The organism is Gardnerella sp. KA00243, assembly GCF_049244105.1.
Taxonomy (GTDB): Bacteria; Actinomycetota; Actinomycetes; order Actinomycetales; family Bifidobacteriaceae; genus Bifidobacterium; species Bifidobacterium leopoldii.
In genome coordinates, this window is record NZ_CP058375.1 from 586,845 (window position 1) to 606,367 (window position 19,523).

11 protein-coding genes and 1 riboswitch are annotated in these 19,523 nt (G+C 44.3%); of the genes, 4 read left to right on the forward strand and 7 right to left on the reverse strand.

What is annotated here, in order from left to right; translation table 11 throughout:
* The first annotated feature begins 28 nt into the window (after window positions 1–28).
* The 3 genes from HXT50_RS02340 (at window position 29) to thiC (ending at window position 4,361) form a co-directional block, all read left to right on the forward strand.
* Complete coding sequence (locus tag HXT50_RS02340) at window positions 29–853, forward strand: methionine ABC transporter ATP-binding protein (RefSeq protein ID WP_004119080.1); 825 nt, start codon at window positions 29–31, stop codon at window positions 851–853.
* A gap of 2 nt (window positions 854–855) precedes the next feature.
* The gene (locus tag HXT50_RS02345; protein WP_004106344.1) at window positions 856–1,536 is read left to right on the forward strand and encodes a methionine ABC transporter permease; all 681 of its coding nucleotides are present in this window, start codon (window positions 856–858) and stop codon (window positions 1,534–1,536) included.
* A gap of 64 nt (window positions 1,537–1,600) precedes the next feature.
* Window positions 1,601–1,706: riboswitch (TPP riboswitch) on the forward strand.
* Window positions 1,704–4,361, forward strand: coding sequence for a phosphomethylpyrimidine synthase ThiC (gene thiC, locus HXT50_RS02350; protein WP_004119078.1), 2,658 nt, complete (start codon window positions 1,704–1,706; stop codon window positions 4,359–4,361). Its footprint overlaps the riboswitch before it by 3 nt.
* A gap of 311 nt (window positions 4,362–4,672) precedes the next feature.
* Here thiC and HXT50_RS02355 read toward each other — a convergent pair whose 3' ends face one another.
* From HXT50_RS02355 to hrcA, 7 genes are all read right to left on the reverse strand, one after another.
* A complete protein-coding gene (locus tag HXT50_RS02355; protein ID WP_004106348.1) occupies window positions 4,673–5,209 on the reverse strand; it encodes a peptidylprolyl isomerase in 537 nt (178 codons plus the stop codon).
* Window positions 5,210–5,445: 236 nt separating this feature from the next.
* Window positions 5,446–11,544, reverse strand: coding sequence for a hypothetical protein (locus HXT50_RS02360; protein ID WP_421776974.1), 6,099 nt, complete (start codon window positions 11,542–11,544; stop codon window positions 5,446–5,448).
* A gap of 474 nt (window positions 11,545–12,018) precedes the next feature.
* A complete protein-coding gene (locus HXT50_RS02365; protein ID WP_064340188.1) occupies window positions 12,019–12,849 on the reverse strand; it encodes an inositol monophosphatase family protein in 831 nt (276 codons plus the stop codon).
* A 243-nt stretch (window positions 12,850–13,092) separates the two neighbouring features.
* The gene (serB, locus tag HXT50_RS02370; RefSeq protein WP_421777142.1) at window positions 13,093–13,746 is read right to left on the reverse strand and encodes a phosphoserine phosphatase SerB; all 654 of its coding nucleotides are present in this window, start codon (window positions 13,744–13,746) and stop codon (window positions 13,093–13,095) included.
* A gap of 25 nt (window positions 13,747–13,771) precedes the next feature.
* Window positions 13,772–14,755, reverse strand: a complete 984-nt coding sequence (gene fmt / locus HXT50_RS02375; protein WP_004106353.1) for a methionyl-tRNA formyltransferase — start codon at window positions 14,753–14,755, stop codon at window positions 13,772–13,774.
* A 69-nt stretch (window positions 14,756–14,824) separates the two neighbouring features.
* Window positions 14,825–15,976, reverse strand: coding sequence for a molecular chaperone DnaJ (dnaJ, locus tag HXT50_RS02380; protein WP_421776975.1), 1,152 nt, complete (start codon window positions 15,974–15,976; stop codon window positions 14,825–14,827).
* Between the two features lie 91 nt (window positions 15,977–16,067).
* Window positions 16,068–17,084: a heat-inducible transcriptional repressor HrcA gene (gene hrcA / locus HXT50_RS02385; protein ID WP_004106356.1), complete on the reverse strand. Its 1,017-nt coding sequence runs from the start codon at window positions 17,082–17,084 to the stop codon at window positions 16,068–16,070.
* A 220-nt stretch (window positions 17,085–17,304) separates the two neighbouring features.
* Between hrcA and tkt the strand changes: the two genes are divergently transcribed.
* Window positions 17,305–19,404, forward strand: a complete 2,100-nt coding sequence (gene tkt / locus HXT50_RS02390) for a transketolase (protein ID WP_004106357.1) — start codon at window positions 17,305–17,307, stop codon at window positions 19,402–19,404.
* Window positions 19,405–19,523 lie beyond the last annotated feature (119 nt).

Sequence of the window (19,523 nt, forward strand, 5' to 3'; positions counted from 1 at the left end):
AGAAAGCAATAATCTGTTAAGGAAAAGCATGATTCAGATCGAACATCTTCACAAAAGCTACGGCAAAGGTAGCAAAGCGAATGAAGCATTACACGACATTAATCTGACTATTGAATCGGGAGAAGTATTCGGAATCCTTGGTTCTTCTGGTGCAGGAAAGTCTTCGCTAGTTCGTTGCATGAATCTGCTTGAGCGACCAACTTCTGGCAAAATTATTGTTGACGGAAATGATATTAGCGAAGTAAAAGATAAAGAACTTGCAAAAGTACGCACTAATATTGGCATGATTTTCCAGAATTTTAGCCTTTTCCAGCAACGTACAGTATTGCGAAACGTCACTTTCCCATTAGAGTTAAATCACACTGCAAAAAAGGAACGAGAAGAACGCGCAAACTACTTGCTTGACTTAGTTGGTTTAAAAGATTTTGCAAACCGCTACCCTAGCCAACTTTCAGGCGGACAGCAGCAGCGCGTAGCAATTGCACGAGCATTGGCGAATAATCCGTCGATTATGCTTTGCGATGAAGCAACAAGCGCACTGGACTCCACAACTACTGCGCAAATCCTTGATTTATTGCGCCGAATTAACCGCGAACTCAACGTAACACTTGTTATTATTACACATTCGCTGGCTGTAGCACGAAATATTTGCGACCGAGTTGCAATGATTGATGGCGGACGCATTGTGGAATTAGGTGACACGGATACGCTTTTTGCAAATCCACAAAGCGATATTTTGCGAACTCTTATTGCAGATGAAAAACAAGAAAATCATCGTGCTAAAACTACAAACACGCTTGCAAACGAGGCAACAGACGCACAAACAAACGCGCTTACCAATGAGGTGAAATAACAATGTTAGAAGCTGCTACACAATTTTTTAACGACTACGGTGACTTACTTATTGAAGGCGTGCAAGACACACTCGTAATGACATCAGTTGCAACACTTTTTGCATACCTTATTGGACTTCCAGTTGGCGTACTTCTCATTACATCAAACAAAAAAGGTATTTGCCCTAACGCGCCAATTAACGCAGTTCTAGGCTGGATTGTTAACATCGTGCGTTCTGTGCCGTTTATTATTTTATTAGTTGCAATAATTCCTTTTACTCGTCTCATAGTTGGCACTTCTTTGGGAGTTCCTGGAGCTATTGTGCCACTGGTAATTACTGCTGCACCATTCGTTGCTAGAGTAGTTGAACAATCTTTAGCCGAAGTTGACGGAAGCTTAATTGAAGCAGCACAAAGCTTTGGAGCAAGCAAATTGCAAATTGTTTGCAAAGTGTTGCTGTGGGAAGCTTTACCTTCGCTAATTCGCGGAGCTGCGCTTACATTTATTACGCTTTTTGGATTCTCCGCAATGGCTGGAACAGTTGGCGCAGGCGGACTCGGAGATATTGCAATACGATACGGATACCAGCGCTATCAATACGATGTGATGACAGTGGCTGTTATTCTTTGCATTATCCTCGTGCAGATTGTGCAAAGCTTGGGAGATTTTATTTCACGCGCAATCAATCATCACGAACGCTAAAGAATTTCGCAACATACCCACCACCAATTAAATGCACATAATCGTGTAAACTTACTGGTAATTCGACATTTTGCAGGGGTGCTTTCGAAAGAAGGCTGAGATGGTATTAATTTGCCTAACCCTTCGAACCTGTTAGTTAATACAACGTAGGGAGCAACGATTTTAGTATGACATCGAATTATCCGTACGCATCAATGCGTAATCAATTTAATCTAAGTGCCTGCTTTATTGCAGACCCACAAGCTTGTAATAATCGTCCACTTACAGATATTGTCGATGATGCTTTGCGCGCTGGAGCGACTTTTATTCGTCTTCATTGCAACAATGAAAACGCTAAAGAAATCACTACTATTGCACGCGATATTGCACAAATCATCGAAGACAATAACAAATGCGATTCTGTAACTTTTGTTATCGATGAACGTGTTGATGTCGTTTGGCAAGCTCGCAATCAAAGCATCAAAGTTGACGGAGTGCATTTAGCACAAAGCGACATGGAGCCTAGAGAGGCTCGCGCACTTCTTGGCGAAGATGCTGTAATCGGCTTATCTGTTGAAACCGAAAGCTTAGTTAAAGTAATAAACGAACTGCCAGATGGATGCATTGATTACATTTGCGTAACAGCAATGCACAATCCTGAAGAAGGATGCGAAAGCACTACTGCCGCTTACGAATTGGAAGCAAACCACACAACGCTGGACGAAGCGAAAATTAATACGATTTGTTCCGCAAGTGATTTCCCAGTTCTAGTTGGCGGAAGAACTGCGCTCGACGATATCGATACAATCGCTCACACTAAGGCTGCAGGATGGTTCGTTTCTGAAGCACTGTATTCTTCAGAAACACCAGAATCAACTATGCGTGAGTTTGTTGAACATTGGAAAGCTGTGCGAGGCGAAGAAAAGCACGGCTACGCTAAGCGAGTAATAGTTGCAGAAAATTCTGAATCAAAATCTTCAGAAACTCAAGAAAAGAAACCAACTTTTATTAACGCTAAAGAAGCAAAGGATGCTGCGAAATTAGCTAAACAACAGCGAGTTGACATTGCAGCTCGTGGTTGCACTCAGCGCGATAAAGCTCATATTCGCAAAACAACTCCAGTTCATTTTGAGTATGAATATGGTTCTTACGATTTGGAAGTTCCTTATACGGAAATTAAGCTTTCGGATACTCCTGGCGTAGGTCCTAACCCGCCTTTTAAGGATTACAATACTGAAGGTCCAAAGTGCGATCCGAAGGAAGGCTTGGCTCCGCTTCGACTTGACTGGATTCGCGACCGCGGTGACGTTGTGGAATATGAGGGTCGCAGGCGCAATCTTCAAGACGACGGCAAGCGCGCAATTAAGCGAGGCAAAGCTTCTAAAGAATGGCGTGGTCGCACGCATAAGCCAATGAAGGGCGCAGATCATCCGATTACGCAAATGTGGTACGCTCGTCACGGAATTACTACTCCGGAAATGCAATACGTTGCAACGCGCGAAAATTGCGATGTAGAGCTAGTTCGAGAAGAAATTGCAGCAGGACGCGCTGTAATTCCTTGCAATATTAACCATCCTGAAGCTGAGCCTATGATTATTGGCTCACGCTTCTTAACTAAGCTCAACGCAAACATGGGTAATTCTGCTGTTACGTCGTCTATTGACGAAGAAGTAGAAAAGCTTACGTGGGCCACGAAGTGGGGTGCGGATACCGTTATGGATCTTTCCACCGGTAACGATATTCACACAACGCGCGAATGGATTTTGCGCAACTCCCCTGTGCCAATTGGAACAGTTCCAATGTATCAGGCTTTGGAAAAAGTTGAGGATGATGCTTCTAAGCTCAGCTGGGAGCTTTTCCGCGACACTGTTATTGAGCAGTGCGAGCAGGGCGTTGACTACATGACTATTCACGCTGGCGTGCTTCTTCGCTACGTGCCGCTTACTGCAAACCGCGTAACCGGTATTGTTTCTCGTGGTGGCTCAATTATGGCTGAATGGTGCTTGCAGCATCATCAAGAGAGCTTCTTGTATACGCACTTTGAAGAATTATGCGAGATTTTCGCAAAGTACGATGTTGCATTCTCTTTGGGCGATGGTTTGCGTCCAGGTAGCTTGGCTGATGCTAACGATGCGGCTCAGCTTTCCGAGCTTATGACACTTGGCGAGCTTACAAAGATCGCTTGGAAGCATGACGTGCAGGTGATGATTGAAGGTCCTGGTCACGTGCCATTCGACACTGTGCGTATGAACATTGAGATGGAGAAGGCGATTTGCCAGAATGCTCCATTCTATACGCTTGGTCCTTTGACTACGGATACCGCACCGGGCTATGACCACATTACTTCCGCAATTGGTGGCGTGGAGATTGCACGATACGGAACTGCAATGCTTTGCTATGTGACTCCTAAGGAACATTTGGGATTGCCTAATAAGGACGACGTGAAGCAAGGCGTGATTGCGTATAAGATTGCTTGCCACGCAGCTGATCTTGCTAAGCACCATCCACATGCTATGGATCGCGACAACGCAATCAGTAAGGCTCGCTTTGAGTTCCGCTGGTTGGATCAGTTCAACTTAAGCTACGATCCGGATACCGCAATCGCCTTCCACGACGAAACACTTCCTGCAGAGCCGGCAAAAATGGCGCACTTCTGCTCGATGTGCGGACCAAAGTTCTGCTCGATGGCTATTTCGCAAAATATTCGTAAGCGTTTTGGCGGAGCAGCTCAGCAGGAGCAGCTCGTTGAAGAAGCACGCAGTCAGGCAATTGCCGATGGTATGAAAGAGATGAGCAAAAAGTTCCAAGAATCCGGCTCATCGCTGTATCAAAGCGTGAAAGCATAAAATGCAGAAGTACGGAAGCAAAAACTGAATTGCAAGTGCTTCAATAACAATACTTACAACGGATAACAATAGAAGAAGGTTGATATAAACCAAAGCGAGTTTTATAGTGAGCTATTACGCTTGCTATAAGACTCGCTTTCTTTATATTCGCATTTAGATTCTATTAATCCGACCTTTTCGTTGCACGCTTGTAAAGTTTCTGCCGCCTTACAGCAAAAATCCGACCTTTTCTGTACACAAGCGTATAGAAAATGTCGGATTAGTAATTGAGAACTGTAGTATTAAAGAATATTAAATCACATAATGTTTAATCACAAAACTTCAATAGAAATAATACCTACAGGCTCAAGAGGAGCATCAGATCGATCAGTTGCGACAGCCTCGAGCTTATCGACAACCGCCTTCGATTCATCGTCAGCAACTTCGCCGAAAATTGTATGGTGACCGTCAAGCCATGGAGTTGGCACAGTTGTAATGAAGAACTGCGAACCGTTAGTGCCATGCAAACGACCGTCACGACCGCGACGCTTTCCAGCATTTGCCATAGCGAGCAAATAAGGCTTATCAAACTTCAAGGATGCGTCAATTTCATCGTCAAACTCGTATCCAGGACCGCCAGTTCCGTTACCAAGTGGGCAGCCACCCTGAATCATGAAGTCCTTAATAATGCGGTGGAAAGTTAAACCATCGTAAAATGGCTCATGCGAAGGTTTTCCACTGAATGGGTCAAGCCACTCACGCTCGCCGGTAGCTAAGCCAACAAAATTTTTGACGGTTTCAGGCGCGTTACTGTCAAACAAATTGATTTTTATATCGCCTTCAGAAGTATGCATAATAACTGTAGTCATGTGGTAATTCTCCCATATTTTCAAGACTGTTTCAATTCGTGTTAGATAAAAATATTCGCATACAAAAATGCCTCACTTTGCGTAGTAAAGAAAGACGCAAAGTGAGGCACATTTTACATTAACTTCATTATGCTAATTAACCCAATACTCAGCAAACTTACTGAATACAATTAAGCAAACATTAAGCAGCTCTAAAACTAGCTGATCTGCAATAACCAGACCAGCTAGCAAATATTCTACTTATTACTATGACGAGAAGTACCACGACGCTTAGCCGAGAAAAGCGCAGCACCAGCAGCACTAAGAGTTGCAGCAAACAAGCCAAACACAGACACGTCACTACCAGTCTTACTAAGCTGAGCAACACTACCACTCTTCAACACCTGAGCACGCACAGAAGCACGAACATCAGCCGCATGAGCCTTAGCAGCAGCCAAAGCCTTACGAGCAGCAGAAAGATTCTTAACCGCAGCATCAACCTGAGCCTGAGTAGCGTTAGGATCAGCAGCAACCTTCTTAGCCTCAGCCAAAGCAGCATTCACAACAGCCTGAGCCTTAGCAACTTGAGCATCCGCCTGCTTCACAGCCGGATTATTCTCAACAGCAGCATTCACAACAGCAGAATTTACGCCATTAGCATTATTAGCGTTAGCGTTGGCAGCATTGGTGTTAGCAGCGTTACCTGCATTACCAGAGTTTGCGCCAGCACCAGCTTTACCAGCTACGTTGGCAGAATTACCAGTATTAGCACCAGCACCAGCACCAGCACCAGCACCAGCGTTACCGTTACCAGCATTTCCAGGCTGCAAATCAGACTCAGCACCCTGAATCTGAACATTCAACTCACCCTTATCCACAGTAGTAGGCGCATTATCATTCACACCATAACCAGCTTCAGAACCAGAACCAGCATTACCAGTTCCAGTTCCAGTTCCAGCACCAGTTCCAGTATTATCAGTTCCGGCACCAGGAGTTGGAATCGGGTTTGGAGTTGGCTTCAAATCATTCTCAGCCTTCTTCAAATCCTCAGTAGCCTGATTCACCTGATCCTGTGTAGCATTCGGATTATTGTTCACTTCGTTAGCGTGATCCAAAGCATGATCATAAGCCTGCTTCTTATCCGAAGGAGCATTCGTATAATCATCAGACTTCTTCACATCACCACTATTCGCAATCTCATGCTGCAAACCACTCTTATCAACCGAAGGAGCCGGGGTTGGTTCTGGCTTCTTACCATCCAACGCAGTCTTAGCAGTAGTAATAGCCTGAACAGCGTTAGCAACCTCATCAGCCGTAGCATCAGTCTTAGCTAACACGCTTTGACCATCACTAATAGCCTTATCGTAAGCACCCTGCTTATCAGCATCAGCATACTTATACGCGTCAGAATCCTTCACCTGCCCAGCAGCATCAACAAGAGCCTTCAAATCACTCTTATCAACAGAAGGAGCCGGGGTTGGCTTTTGTTCCTTACCATCAAGATCCTTAGCAGCATTCTGCAATGCAGCCAATGCATCATTAACAGCTTTTTGCTTCTGTTCTTGAGTCTTTGGATCCTCGCCGGCAGCCAACTGTTTCCTGCCCTCAGCATCCGCAATTGCATCTTCAGCCGCCGTAAGCGCCTTATCGAAAGCCTTTTTCTTATCATCAGAAGCATTCTTATACTTCACATCATTCTTCAAAGGCTTATCTTTGTCGACTTCAGCTTGCAATGCAGTTGTATCAATGCCGTCAAGAGCCTTGCGAGCATTCACTAAGTTAGCAAGAGCAGCACCGATTGCATTCTGCTGAACTGCAGCATCAGCACCAAGCGCAGTTGGATTCTTTGTTGCATTTTCAAGAGCAGCTTTTGCAGCTTCAAGAGCTTTGTCGAATACTTCCTTCACATTCTTAGTTGCATTCTTGTATACAGGATTATCCTTCAAAGCAACATCAGCATCGTATTCTTTTTGCAAGTCGTCAGTGTACAAACCAACACCCTTAACAGTGCTATCAAGGCCTTGCATAGCTGTAAGCAAATCGTTGTACAAAGCGTTAGCACCGTCAGCGTTAATATTGTCGCTGTCTGCGCCATCAACCTTATCTAGTTGAGTGTTTGCAGCCTTCAAAGCAGCATCGAAAGCATCCTTCTTAGTTTGCTCAGCAGAAGAATACTTTTTATCTTTATCATCTTTCTTAAGCGCGTCTGCACTCGTAGCAAGATCAGCCAAACGCTTCATCACACCGTTCAAGTTCAACGCTTGCTCAAGAGCATCATCGATGTCATCCTTGCCGTCAGCATGATCAGAAGCATCAGTGCTATCAAGAAGATCCTCATAATACTGCTTTTGAGCCTTGTTCAAATACTTAAGATCAGCAATCTGCTTCTTAGCATCCTCAATCTTTTGATGCTTTTCAGCTCGGTTAGCAATACCAGTTGGGTCGCCAAGCTTTGTTGAAGCATCGATTGCATCATTGTACTGCTTCTTTTCCTCTGGAGAGAGATTAGTCTTATTGACACGATCATGAGCAGCTTTCTTCTCTTCGGCAAGTGCAGAATCTTGATCGTTGGTGATACTAGAAGTATCGCGCTTAGGCGTATTATTCTTGATATCTTCCTTAGCAGCATTAAGCGAAGTATCTACGCCATCAACAGCCTTCTTGATTTCAGAAGGCTTAGTTGCTTTGTTAACAGCAGATTCAGCATCATCAATAGCTTTAATAGCAGCATCATACTTATCTTTAGCTTTCGTCTGTTGATCAGCACTTAAAGCATTATATGCTGCAACAAGCTCTGCTTTCTTAGTTTCAAGCTTCGCAATACCAGCATTCCTGGCATTCTGCTCATTACTTGTATTCTGTAGCTTTGCAGCTTCGAGAGCATCACGAATCTCAGATGCAGATGCAGGATTTGCTTGCAACTTCTCAGCCAAAGTCTTAAGCGTAGAATCTTCTTCTGGCGTAGAGCCAAGTACGCTGTTAAGAGCAGCATCCTCAACGTGGTTTGGATCAGACGAATCATCTTTTCCACCCTTACCGTGGTCGAGGAACACAAACTTTTCTTTTTGTGCTTCTTCCTTAACGCCCTTAAGCTCATCTGCTAGCTTTGCAGCATCAACAATCTTTTGAACGTCTGCAGGAGCCTTAACATCTACACCATTAAGCTTATTCTTAAACTCCGTCTTTTCTTCAGTTGACAAATGAGTAAGAGCATCGATTGCTTTCTTAGCAGCTTCTTTAGCAGCATCGAGTTTCTGCTGGTTCTCAGCGTCAGTACCACTCTGATTGCCGCTTATTTCACCCTTAATCTTAGGATCATTAGAAGTTGAGTTCTGATTTGCTTTCTCTGCAGCTTCCTTCAAAATCTTTTGAATGTCTTCAGCAGTAGTTGCTGCATCAATACGCTTATCAAAACCTTCCTTATCTGTCTTAGTCAGGTTTGGATTATGATCGATAGTCTCCTTAGCTTGCTTTCTCATCTCCTTAAGAGCATCGTCGCTAAGCTTTGGAGTTTCTTCCTTCTTCTTGTAGCTAATAGCAACAGTGAAGAGCAGAGTACCCTTGGCATCCTTAAATACCATTGACTTATAATCATCAGCATCACCAGTCTTACTGGAAGTAACTGACTTGATATTATCGTCAGCAATCTCCATGTCAACAGTGCCAGACTTTGGAGTTAAATCAGTAGGCAAAGCTGTAGTAACAGTATTAGCGTGGAAATTGTCGCTCTTATCGTAGTTAGCTTTTACAAACGCTTCCACAGCCTTCTTGAAATCATCTTCAGTAGGCGTGGCTGGATTATCAACAACAACCTCACCAATAGAATTGTACGTACGATCAGTATGCTTTGCTTCACTCAGCTTCTTAATAAGATCACGAAGACCTTCGGCATCAGTCATATTATCAATAACATCATTAGTTATTTTATCTTTATTTAAACCAGCTCTTGTAAAGTCAGATTTAGTAAGACTCTTCTTTTCATCCAAAAGCTGCTTAGCAAGAGCCTTCAAATTATCAATAGTGTTGTCTTTATTGTTATTCTTCTTGATGTAAATATCTTCGCTATTAATAAGTATCGATTGCGTCATATCGTGATCGTTAGGATCATCTTTATCCTTCGCAAGTATAGAATCATAGTTAATTGTAATGTCTCCCAAATGAGAAACCATTACGTCTACAATATGACCATTTCCATTACCACCATAAGGAGTCATTGATGGGTCTTTTGCAGTTAAACCAGAATCCTCAATCGTGATAGTACTACTACTACCGTCGTACTTTATTTTAGGAACCGCCCCATCGTAATTCAACGTAACGAACTGCTTAAGAGCCTCTTGCCCTTCTGCTAACGTTGGAGAATCACCAGCAATGTTGACATGAGGAATTTTATATTTATATCCATCCTTAGTCTCTTCATTTTTTTGCGTAGGATTCTGAGTACCAGTTCCATTTACCTTCTTCTTATAGAAAATTCCGATTGGATACTTTCTATCTTCATATCCTTTAGCTTTAAAAGTTACCGTACCAGTTGCAATATCAATCTTTGCAGAAGTAAGAGTTACAGTCTTATTACTATCACTTGCATCCTTAGCTGTTAAAGCTTTCAATGAAGCTTCAAGGTTGGTAAGTTGATCCTGACCAACTGTTGCATTCTTATCAAATGGATCGAAATTAACTTCCGTAGGTGTTTCTGGTAAATTAACCGTGAACTCTTTCGTAGTTTGCTTTTGCTCAGGCGTTGGAGCTTGCGCCTGCTTCTTCTTCAAGAACTGCCAAGCGGGAATGGTAGTTTGTGAACCATCTGCCCAAGTAATTACAGCATTGTTTTTGTTATCAAACGTTACAGGAGACGTATTCTTGTTATGCTTTTTAGCAGCTTGATAAACAGGGAAACTCTTATTTGCTTCATCAAATGCCGACGCAATAGCAGTCTTTTGCTCCTCAGTTAAAGCCTGAGATGGGTCATCTACTTCCGTAGGAACTGGAACGCGATACGGCGCCCAATCGGCGATAGTTGCGCCTTGATACACCAAATCTGTAGAAGGAATAGTAAGCTCTGATCCATCAGCATAAGTAACTTTTGCACTGCCGTCTTCTTGAACGCGAATTTCATAATGGTTATTAGTTTTCTTCACATTCTGCAAGAAGGCATTAGGCGTAGAACCACCATTAGCATTAATAATTGCCTGAGTTACCGCAGTCTTTTCATCAGACGTGAGCTTCGACAACTTCACTACAGGCGTACGAGCTGGAAGCGTTGGCTTATACTTGTCTTTATCTGTTTCGTTCTTTAATACCAATAAGCTAGCCGGCATAACACGCTTAGTGCCGTCTGTAAAAGTAATAGTCGCATTACCTTTAGTGTCAACACTAATGCCGTCTTTTGCTAGCAACTGATCAAATAGATTTGGATGGTCTTTATCGTTACTCTTATTAGCATCATTAATAGCAGTTTTTACTGCTTTCTGTTCATTATCATCAAGCGAGTCAAGATTCTTTACAGGCGTCGGCTTAGGATATTTCAATTCCAAATGATCCGCAATCTTTGGTGCACGCATCGTGCTGCCTGCAACGTAACGCCAATTACCAACACCGCGGTAAATGCCTGCAACAAACAATAGCGGCTTCTGATCGCGCTGCTTCCAAGCATCATCTGTCATTTCTGCTACATACGACATTTCGTAGTAGCGTTGACCAGCAGACTCCCAGTCAGCAAAAATACCTTGAAGACCGTTAGCATTACCATCCTTGTAAATATTCCACTGATCTCTGGTATTACCAGAATTATCGTAATCTCCTGATTTACCACCAATACCGACCATACGCTGCCAACCCTTGCCATCGATGGTCTTGTCGCTACCAGAGTAATAATCGCGTGAAACACTGTGTTTCCACTGATCTATGCTGTTATACGTGTGGTCACTTGCTACAACATAGCCTTGCCTTGAAGCATTTTTCAACTTTTTAGCGCCAGGAGTAGATGGACTAGAAGCCTCTTGAGTTCCTCGCTCATTCCTTACCAAGCGGATTTGGGAGATCGTATCTGCTTTCAAACCATTTGGCACACCAAACCACCAAGTTGGTCTTAAAGCCCACTTATCTGGTTGTTTATTGGCATCCTCAGGATTATTAGAAGTATATTCAACGCGCACAAACTTACCAAGCGGATCAACACCATCGTTTCCACCTTTAAGCGCGTCAGCCTTAGTTTTATAATATGTTACTTTAATCAGCAAACGCTCTTTACTGTAATCAGCGTCAGCTTTGTAGCCGTAATAAACGCGAGCACCGTCACCACTTACATACCCATCAGCATACGCAGGCAAAGGAGTAGAAACGAATACCCCCCCCCCCAATCACCATAGCACCTGCGAGCATAGCTGCGCACACGCTCTTAGAAAGTGGCGCATAAATAACGCTGTTACTAGATTTTTTCATAGACTTTTGCAAATCAGCAAGATGCTTTGCACTCATGATCTTCTTCGTCATTATTCCTCACTTCAATAATGTGTCTTCTTTATGTTTCTGCTTATACATAATTTGTAATATGCAATCATGCGGCAGCCAATAAATTAGCATTCGCTTCTTTGTTTCATACCAATTTGCTATTTACACAACGCTTCATACTCTCTTAATACGTTTCAATATGCATAAAAATGTGCAAACTGACACTCATACAGGTTGTATGATACTCACATGTTCATACATTGCAAGTAGTTTTATGCTATAATTTCGTAATTTGTATTTCACTACCGCATAAATCCCGCATGAATTGCATATTACGACGTCATAATATTTATTAAAAATTACGACACACACGAGATTATTAGTTACTTAAGATACGGCTTTAACTCTTTAATAAGCAAGCCATTAGAAGCAACCACATCATTTTCCTTGCGCCAATGAATAGGGCTTCCATCCCACTGGCACACCTGGCACTGCGCCTCTTCCACAACCACAGCACCAGCAGAAACAGCTGGAATATCCCAATAATGCAAGTGAGGCTCAAAATAAGCGTCATAAGTGCCATCTGCCACCTTGCATAAGTCGAGCGACGCAGGTCCAATACGCTTAATATCCGCAGGACAGCCTTCTTCAACAGAAGCAACTACGCCAAGTGCACGCTTAGATTCACCAGGTATATAAGACATTCCGTAGCAAACCACAGATCCTTGCAAAGTAGAAGTTGTGGAAGGCGTAATCTTCTCACGCTTCTCTCCTTGCGGAGTCCTACGAATACGAATAGCACCCTGACCCTTTGCAGCCAAATAAGTCAATCCCAACGCAGGAGCGTGCACAACGCCAAGAACCGGACGAGCGGAGCCTTCATCGTTAAACTCAAAAAGCGAAACCGTAAGAGTCCACTCAGCCATATCGCGATTAAAATTAATAGCGCCGTCGACGTTTCCAACACACCAAAAACGGTCTCCCGGATTGCACTGCTCCGGCCTAGTTTGCCAAAAACCTTGGAAAGGATTCACATAAGTCAAACGATTTTGAATAAAACGCACGAGCTTATCACCAAAACCAGATTCAGATTTATTAGGATCACCCAACGCAATCGACGTCATATCTTGAGGGCTTAATTGATCCTGATACGCATGTTTACCAACATCTTCCAAAATACGCGCAACTTCAAGCGCAACTTCTCGTAAATTCAACTTACACTCCCTACCCTAAATGCATAAAATTCCCGTACTTATGCACACTCTCTCTCCTATAAATTAACTTTATTTTACTCACTTAATAGAAAGATTCACCAACACATTTAAGCTCTGTGGTTAAAAGATACAGAACTTTCACAAAAAAATTTAATCATTAATCTTTAATCATTGCTTCATTATTTTACATTGCTTATGTACATTCATCAACTTTTCGTTCTATAAATGCAAGAAATCCTCTTATTAATTCGCATTCAAAAAACGCAAGACAGCGCTTAAATCGCGAGTAAGAATGCGGTAAGGAGTGGCCGCTTGAACTGCTGGTTTTGCGCAAAAAGCTACGCCTAATCCAGCAAATTTAATCATTGAAATATCGTTCGCTCCATCCCCCACGGCAACAGTTTGCTCGCGATCAATTCCAAGATTAGTTGCCCAAGTTCTAAGCGCTTCAACTTTTGCATTAACGTTAACAATATTTCCTAGCACGTTGCCAGTAAGCTTTCCGTCAATAGACTCTAAATGGTGAGCCACCCAAAAATCAATATTCAAACTCGGCAAAAATTCGTCCAAAATCTCGTGAAAACCGCCAGAAACTGCGCCAACTTTCCAACCATGTGCATGAAGCGTGTCAATTAAAACATTCGCGCCTTTAGTTACATGAATTTTAGAAATAATACGCTTTTTGCACTCGTCAAGATTCAAATCGCGAAGCATACACACGCGCGAACGCAAGGAAGTATCGAAAGTAATTTCGCCACGCATTGCTCGCGCTGTAATCTCAGAAAGCTCATCTCCGCATCCAGCTTCTGCACCGAGCAAATCGATAACTTCTTCTTCAATAAGCGTTGCATCAACATCCATAACCAAAAGCCCAGGTTTAGACAAAGTTGGCAACATCGAAGAAAAGTTCATACTCATAATTTTATGCGCAGTAAGCTGCTGCCGAAAGCCTGGCTCCGCGCGCCCAGTCTGCCGCTTTCATAGCTTTCTTACCTTGCGCTTTTACTTCCAAAAGCTCAAGTGCGCCGCTTAAAGTACCGACCCAAACTTGCTTCTTACCAGCAAGTAATTTTCCAGGATCAAGCTTCATCAATTCCTCACCATGTGGATTGTTAGCATCTGCAGGAACTGCGCGCAAAACATGCAAAGTAATCGGCTCTGCGTTATTCTCATCGTCCGCGTGAAGTTCGCACCACGCACCTGGATTCGGCGTACAAGCGCGAATTTGACGATCAACAGCAAAAGCTGGCGCATGAAAATCAATGTGAGCATCTTCAACAGTGATTTTTTGCGCAACTTCTTGAGGAGTTTGATCTTGATCAACCGGCACAATTTCACCAGTTTCCATGCCACGAAGAGATGCTGCAAGAAGCGGAGCGCCGTCGTTTGCAAGTCGCGCAAGAAGATCGCCAGAATTTTCGTGAGGCTCAATTTTTGTAGTAAACTGCGCCAAAATAGGCCCGCAATCCATGCCGCGCGTAATGCGAAAAACAGTAGCACCTGTAATGTCATCTCCAGCCCAAATGGCGCGCTGCACAGGAGCTGCACCTCGCCATTGCGGAAGAAGCGAAAAATGAAGATTATACCAACCGAGTGGCAACGCGTCTAAAACATTCTGGCGCAAAATCTTACCGTATGCTACAACTGCTGCAGCTTTTGCACCGGTTGCCGCAAGCTGTTCAAGAAACACATTTTCATCTTTAGGATCCGACTCAAGCACTGGCAAGCCGAGCTCAAGAGCAGCCTGTTTCACAGGGCTTGGCACAAGCTTTCTGCCACGACCAGTCGGAGCGTCCGGTCGCGTAAGAACAGCGCGAACATCAAAATGCTCACTATCTTTAGCTAACTCGCGAAGAGATGGAACCGCAACTTCCGGAGTTCCAGCAAACAATATTGGTAATGCCATATTTCCCCACTATTTTAAATTAAAGCAGTAAATTAAATCCGTTTAAAGCAGTAAATTAAATCCGTAAAATCAGCCGGCAAAAGCTTCCTTTAATTTACTAAAGAAACCTTTACGCTCACTCGACTGCTCGCTTAACGAATGTTGCTGCACTTGCTTCACAGAACTATCATGCAACTTAGCAAATTTTTCAATCAAAGAACGCTCTTCATCATTCAACTTAGAAGGCGTTTGCACTAGCACATGAACCACGATATTTCCGCGATCTTTAGAACGAAGCTTCGTTACACCAAGATTTGGCAAAGTAATAGTGTCTTCGTTTTGGCAACCTGCAGGAATAGTTATTTTTTGAGTACCATCAAAAGTGTCGATTTCAAGACTGCGACCAAGAACAGCCCAGCTCATAGGAACTGTAATCCAGCAATGCAAATCATCCTCGTTGCGAGTAAATTGCTTATCTGCACGAATATGAATATCAACGTACAAATCGCCAGCAGGACCGCCGCACTCACCAACGCTTCCTTGAGAAGCTAAGCGCAAACGACTGCCATCACGAATTCCAGCCGGTACGTTCACGCCAACTTCACGAATTGAACGCACGCGACCATGACCGTGGCAGTTTTGGCAAAGATTCTTAATAATCGTGCCATGACCTTCGCAATGCTCACAAGGCATCGAAGACATCATTTGACCGAGCATAGTGCGAACAACTTTTTGACAGAAGCCGGAACCGTGGCATACTGAGCACTGTTCTGGAGCGGAATTGTCGGCAGAACCGGAACCAGAGCAATCCTTACAAACACCAAAAGTAGTTAACCGTACGCTAACGTTTCCGCCAAAAATAGCGGTTTTCAAATCAATACGAGCCTCAGCTAACGCATCGTCACCAGGCTGCACACGCGAAATTGGTCCTTGCGAATTGCCGAAAGAGCCACCAAAGAATTGGCTGAAAATGTCACCCATTCCCATGTCTGCAAAACCAGCGCCTGAAGCTCTGGCACTTCCTGCAGAAGGATCGTTAGGATCAACACCCATGTCTACCATTCGACGCTTTTCAGGATTAGAAAGCACGTCATAGGCAGCATTTACTTCCTTAAACTTTTCTTCAAACTCAGCGCCTGCAATATCAGGATGATATTTGCGGCTCATCTTGCGGTAGGCTTTGCGAATTTCGTCGTCGCTAGCATTGTGATCAACGCCTAGAACTTTGTAGTAATCAGTCAATTAATTCCCCTTTTACCTTTTTCTAAAATCATTTTTGCATAAGGCACAGCCAGACATAAGCCGAATAACCAGCCATAAACCAGCCATGTTTTTATGAATTTTCGGATATAAACGAATTAAGGTAGCGCGCAACAGCCTTAACAGCAGTCATCGTTGCAGCATAATCCATATGCGTAGGACCAATTGATCCAATAAAAGCAGAGTCAGAATCAGCATTGTAGCCGTAAGCGCTTGTTACAACAGAAGCGTTAAGCAAACCAGGAGTATGCGTTTCCGAGCCGATTGCAACACTAACACCACTTGCACAATCGCTTGCTTCCTCACTTAAAGAAGTCATAAGTCGCATAATAACAGCCTGTTCTTCGAGTGCGTCAAAAAGTGAAGCAAAATCAACAATACTTTGTCTATGCGCAAGTTGAGAAGCTCCAGCCATGTATAAGTCGTGAGCATGCTCACCGTCATGCATATCTTCTAAAGCGTTAGCAAGTTGACTAATAATTTGCAAAGCTGATGCTAAATCTTTGTGATTTGCGAGCGCATAAACGCGTTGTGAAGCAGATGAAAGGGATAGCCCAATGCAGCACTCATTAACCATATTAGTTAGATGCAATAAGTCATCTGAATTTATATTAGTTGCTTGAATCATGTGCTGAGCTACGCCTCCAGCATCTGTAATCACAACAACCAAAAGCGTAGAAGACGATACTTGAACAATCTCAATTCTTTTTACTTTTGACTTAGACAATGCTGGAGATGCTACGAGAGCGACTTGACCCGTAATACTTGCAAGAAGACGTGCGGAACGTTGCAAAGTATCTTGTAAACTGACAGATCCGCTCAAAAAGTTACGTATAGCGCGACGCTGCGGTTCAGAAAGCGGAATAACAGAAGCCAAACCGTCAACAAAGTAGCGATAGCCTTTTTCAGTAGGAATACGACCTGCAGAAGTGTGCGGTTGAACAAGGTATCCCTCCTCTTCCAAAGCCGACATATCGTTACGAATAGTAGCTGAACTCACACCAAGCTGATGATGCTTTGCAAGAGCCGCAGAACCAACAGGCTCTTGAGAACGAATATAATCCTCGACAACTGCGCGCAAAATCATCATGCGTCGTGACTGCATTACCACTCCTTACAAACACGTCTAAATACTATATTCCTATAGTAGTCTATTTCTTAGCACGCAACAGAACATAAAAGCAAACTTTTGACACACTTTGTAACATATTCGTCGCGCGCGAAAGATAGGATTGAAGGGCAATGAGAGGGTAAAAAGCCAGCGTAAGCTGTGCTTAAAAACCCGGATTATTGGAAGGAAAGTAGATCACATGACCGATTTCAACTGGTCTGCATTAGACGAGCGCGCCGTAAAGATGGCGAAGGTTCTCTCGGCTGATGCTGTTGAGCGAGCAGGACACGGACATCCTGGCTCCCCTGTTTCATTAGCACCGATTGCGTACACATTGTACCAGCATTTCATTAAGCACGATCCAGCTGACCCAAAGTGGGCTGGCCGTGATCGTTTTATTCTTTCTGGCGGTCACGCTTCGCTTACGCAATACGTGCAGTTGTTCTTCTCTGGATACGGCTTGACTCTTGACGATCTCAAGTATTTCCGTGGCGGTGCAGACACGCGTACTCCAGGCCACCCAGAATACGGCTTGACTCCAGGCATCGAAATGACTACTGGCCCACTCGGTCAGGGTCTTGCCTCTGCTGTTGGTTTTGCCTATGGTCAGCGCTTTGAGCGCGGTCTTCTTGATCCAGAAGCTCCAGCCGGCACTTCCCCATTCGATCACAAGGTTTGGGTTATCTGCGGCGAAGGCGACGTTGAGGAAGGCGTTTCTTCTGAAGCTGCTTCCTTGGCTGGAAACCAGAAGCTTGGCAATTTGACTGTAATCTTCGATGCAAACCATATTCAGATTGAAGGCGACACTAAGCTCACCTTCTCTGAGGATATTCTTGCTCGTTACCGCGCCTACGGTTGGTACACCGATGAAGTTAGCTTCATCCAGCCAGACGGCTCCTACAAGGAAGACGTTCAGGCTTTGGCTGCAGCTATTGAAAAGGCTCAGGAAGTTACCGACAAGCCTCACTTCATTAAGGTTAATACTTTGATTGCTTGGCCAACCCCAGGCAAGACCAACAACGAAGCTTCCCACGGCTCTAAGCTTGGCGAAGAAGCTGTGAAGGGCTTGAAGGAACTTTGCGGTTTCGACCCAGAAGTTCAATTCCCAATCGACGAAGAAGCTTTGGCTCACGCTCGCAAGGTTGCAGAGCGCGGCTTGGCTGCTCACAAGGCTTGGGACGAAGCTCTTGCAAAGTGGGCTGCCGCCAACCCAGATAAGGCTGCTCTCTACGAGCGCATTAAGGCTGGCAAGCTTCCTGAAGGCTTCGACAAGGCTATTGACGACTTGGTTGCTGGCTTCGAAGTTGGTTCTAAGGTCGCTACCCGTAAGGCTTCCGGCGCAGTTCTTAACGCAATTGCTGCCGTTATGCCAGAACTTTGGGGTGGTTCCGCTGATTTGGGCGGCTCCAACAACACCAACATTAAGGGTGCTGACTCCTTCGGTCCATCCGAGGATGCAACTCGCACTTGGCCAAACGTTTCCGAGCATGGCCGTCAGCTTCACTTCGGTGTGCGTGAGTTCGCAATGGGTGCTATTACCAACGGTATTTTGCTTGGTTCTGACACTCGCCCATTCAATGGCACCTTCTTCCAGTTCTCTGACTACGAGCGCCCAGCAGTTCGCTTGGCTGCTTTGATGGAGATTCCAAACCTCTACGTTTGGACCCACGATTCCGTAGCTTTGGGCGAAGATGGTCCAACTCACCAGCCAATCGAACACTTGACTGCTTTCCGCGCTATTCCTCAACTTGAGGTTGTACGCCCTGCAGATGAGTACGAAACTGCTGAAGCTTACCGTTACTTCTTCGAGAAGAAGAACAGCTACCCAACTGCCATGATTTTGACCCGCCAGGGCGTTCCAACCCTCGCTGAGACTGCTGAAAAGGCTCGCGAAGGCGTCAAGCACGGCGCTTACGTTTTGGTTGATTGCGAAGGCACTCCAGACGTAATCATCATGGCAACCGGTTCCGAAGTTCAGTGGGCTGTTGCTGGCGCCAAGACTTTGGCAGCTGAAGGCATCAAGGCTCGCGTTCTTTCCATGCCATCTCTCGAATGGTTCGAAGAACAGGACGAAGAGTACAAGGAAGAAATCTTGCCAAAGTCCGTCAAGGCTCGCGTTTCTATCGAAGCTGGCTTGGCATTGCCTTGGTACAAGTATCTTGGCGATTGCGGCAAGGCTGTTTCTATCGAACAGTACGGCTTACAGGGTGACGGCGGTCAGAACATGATCGACTTGGGCATTACTGCTGAGCACGTAGTAGAAGCTGCTAAGGCTTCTATCGAAGAAGCTCGCGCTTAAGTAAATAAGCGAAATAAAGCTTGATGTATCAAAATAAAATTGATATGTCACAAAACTAGAAGTGCTGACGAAACACTTCGCAAGAAACAGCGACGGCGTGTTGATGCCGAGCTACCGTT